3 protein-coding genes and 1 pseudogene are annotated in these 2,796 nt (G+C 64.6%); all 4 read right to left on the minus strand.

Going from position 1 to position 2,796, the window contains the following annotated elements; all coding sequences use genetic code 11:
• Positions 1–1,109, minus strand: a pseudogene (locus H261_RS22620) (hypothetical protein); the annotation flags it as partial.
• Between the two features lie 54 nt (positions 1,110–1,163).
• Positions 1,164–1,766 (minus strand): protein phosphatase CheZ, encoded by a 603-nt coding sequence (locus tag H261_RS22625; RefSeq protein WP_008622551.1) that lies wholly within the window; start codon positions 1,764–1,766, stop codon positions 1,164–1,166.
• A 60-nt stretch (positions 1,767–1,826) separates the two neighbouring features.
• Complete coding sequence (locus H261_RS22630) at positions 1,827–2,213, minus strand: response regulator (RefSeq protein WP_008622552.1); 387 nt, start codon at positions 2,211–2,213, stop codon at positions 1,827–1,829.
• A 121-nt stretch (positions 2,214–2,334) separates the two neighbouring features.
• The coding region (locus tag H261_RS22635) for a MotE family protein (RefSeq protein WP_008622553.1) at positions 2,335–2,796 on the minus strand (462 nt) is incomplete at its 5' end.

Here is a 2,796-nt window from a genome sequence, read left to right on the forward strand (position 1 = left end):
GCGGGGACCGGCCTGATCTCGTCGCCGGGGCGGAGTGGAGCGGGCTCGCCCTCGGCAGTGCCGTTGGCGGCGGCCGGGGGCGGGGCGGCGGGCGGCTTGCCGTTGCCGTTGGTCTTCGCCTCGGCGGGCGGCACGGCCGGCTGGTCCAGCGGCTTCAGGGCGGGGGGCTGTTCCTCGGTGCCGGGGGCGGGGGCCAGGGGCGGGGCGGCGGCGCCGTTGGGGCGCGGCGGCGGCGGCGCCCCGGCCGGGCGCACCAGGTCGACGGCGACGCGCGGGCCGTTGGTGAAGTGGCGGACCCGCATGCCCTGGGGCAGCGACAGGATCACCGAGGTTCCCTTGCCATTGCCCTTGGCCTCGAGAAAGCCCACGTCGGGCGGCAGGGCGGCTTTCAGCGAGGTGACGTTGAGATTGGCCAGCCGGTCGAAATTGATGGAGACGGTGGCGCCGGCCTCGTCCACGGAATAGCCCACCGGCTTGGGCCAGTCGAAGACCAGCCGGTTGAAGCCGGTATGCTCGCCGCCCCGGACCATCAGATCGGTGGCCGGCCCCTGGGGCTGGACGGGCGGCGCCGGCTTGGCCGGTTCGGCGGGTTTGGCGGTTTCTGCGGGCTTGGCGGCGGCATCCTTGCCCTTGGCCGGGGCCTCGGCGGGCGGGATGGCCGGAACCTCGGCGGGCGGAATGACCTGGGCCGGCGGCGGTGGCGGCGCCGAGGAGGAATTGGCCTTCTTGTCCTCGGACAGGTCGACCACCACGGAATTGCCGCCGGTCTGGAAGCTTTTTACCTGCACCGGCACGGCCAGCGGGAAGGTGACCATCTTGCGGTCGGGGCTGATGGTGACGCCCTTGAGATAGCGGGAAAGCGGCTTTAAGACCACCCTGGGATCGCCGGCGATGGGCTTGTCGAAGCGGACGATCAACTGGCTGTTGACCGTCTCGGCCGAGAACTTCACCGGCCCGTCCCAGTCGAACACCATGCGGCCGAAGCCGTCATGCTCGGCGGCGCGCGGGCTCGTCTGGGCCATCACGGCGGCGGAGCCCAGGACCAGCGAGATGAAGAGAAGGAAGGCGCACAGCCGGGCGGGCGGCCGGCGGGAATCGCTCGCGCTCACGGGCGCTTTCACTGGCCGTCCGATTGTGGCTTGCTCGGCAGCCTTCATGGAAGGCTAGTCGAAACTTGCCAGCAGCGCGTCGATTTCGGCCTGATTGGTCGCGTTGCCGGGCAGCTGCGGGCCGTTGAGAAGGTCCTGGTCGGTCAACGGCTTGGGCTCGTTCCTGGCCGAGCCGTCGTCGAATTCGGCGCCGAACATCTTGACCAGGCTTTCCACCCGGTCCTCGATCTCCTTCAGCGCCTTGACCACCTTGGTGATGCGCTGGCCGGTGATGTCCTGGAAGGTGCAGGCCTCGAAGATGCGGGTGGTGATTTCGTCCAGGCGGTTGGCCACCTCCTGGTCGAGCATGGGCGAGAGCGAGCCCAGGCTCTCGGCGGCGTCCATGATCTCGTTGGTCGCCGCCTCGGTGGCGCCGACGATGGCGTCAAGCTCGTCGGTCGCCGAGGCGATGAACTCGTTCTTGATCTCGCCGGGCCGGAGCGCGGCGATCTCCTCCTTGGCGGCATGGATGTAGTTGGCCAGGGATTCCAGCTCGCGATAGAGCCTTAAATCCCCGGCACCGATATCCCCCGTCATGGTCTCGAGCAGGGCCCGAACCACTTCCCCGATTTGATCGACATGGATGGTCTCGCCATGCTCGGCACGAATGGCGTCCAAGCGAAGTTCCAGATCGCGGTCAACGCCTTTCGCCGACATGACTAATAAACCCCCAGGTCGTCAGAAATCGCCCAGCACGCTCGTCATCTTGGTCTTCAACGTTTCGGCGTTGAAGGGCTTGACGATGTAGTTGGAGACGCCCGCTTCCTTGGCGGCGATGACGTTCTCCGACTTGGACTCGGCGGTCACCATGATGAAGGGGACCGGCTTCAGCTTGGCATCGGCGCGTACTTCGCGCAGAAGCTGCAGACCGGTCATGGGCTCCATGTTCCAGTCGGAAATCACCAGACCGTAATTGCCCACGCGAAGCATCTGCAGCGCCATGGCACCATCGGTCGCCTCATCGACGTTGTTGAAACCCAGCTGCTTCAGCAGGTTTCGGATGATCCGCAACATCGTCTTGTAATCATCGACGATGAGGACATTCATATTCTTATCGACAGCCATCCATCCGCTCCTTCGAGACACTAGCCGCCAGAAACCGAAAAAACCGGTAACCCACGAATTTTCCTAGTTAAGATGGGGGACCGCACTTGCGCAAGTCATTTTTTATGCAATCCCCCGACAATCACCCGCCCGAGGCACCCCTTGGCATCGGTATCTGGCGTCTTTGTGCCAATTCGGCAGTAACTGCCTTGGCCTTGGACGGGTCCATTTCGGCCATGATCGGAGCAACACGTTGTTCCTTCATGCGCTCGACCACTTCCAGCAGGATATTCATATCCAGCTGTTCGAAAATCTTCGCCGCTTCCTTGGGCTTCATATTTTCATAGATCTTGACCAGGGAGCGCATCTTGTTGTCTTCCTGGTCATTGTACTGACGCAGCAGTCCTTCGATGGTGTTCTGCAGCGTCTTCATCTCGGCGACCTTGCGGTCGATCTGATCCTCGGCCGCCTTCAGCAGGGCCTCGCGCTTCTCGATGTCCTTCTCGCGGCCGTCGAGCGTGCCGCGCCGTTCCTGCAGCTTCTGCAGCACGTCCAGCTCCGTCTGGCTCATGCCGGCGCCCGGATCGGTGCTGACCGGCGTGGC

Source organism: Paramagnetospirillum caucaseum (assembly GCF_000342045.1).
Taxonomy (GTDB): Bacteria; Pseudomonadota; Alphaproteobacteria; order Rhodospirillales; family Magnetospirillaceae; genus Phaeospirillum; species Phaeospirillum caucaseum.

What these genes read in the sequence shown, in the direction of transcription:
- H261_RS22630 (WP_008622552.1), bottom strand. Translation starts at nt 2,213, where the DNA reads ATGGCTGTCGATAAGAATATGAATGTCCTCATCGTCGATGATTACAAG.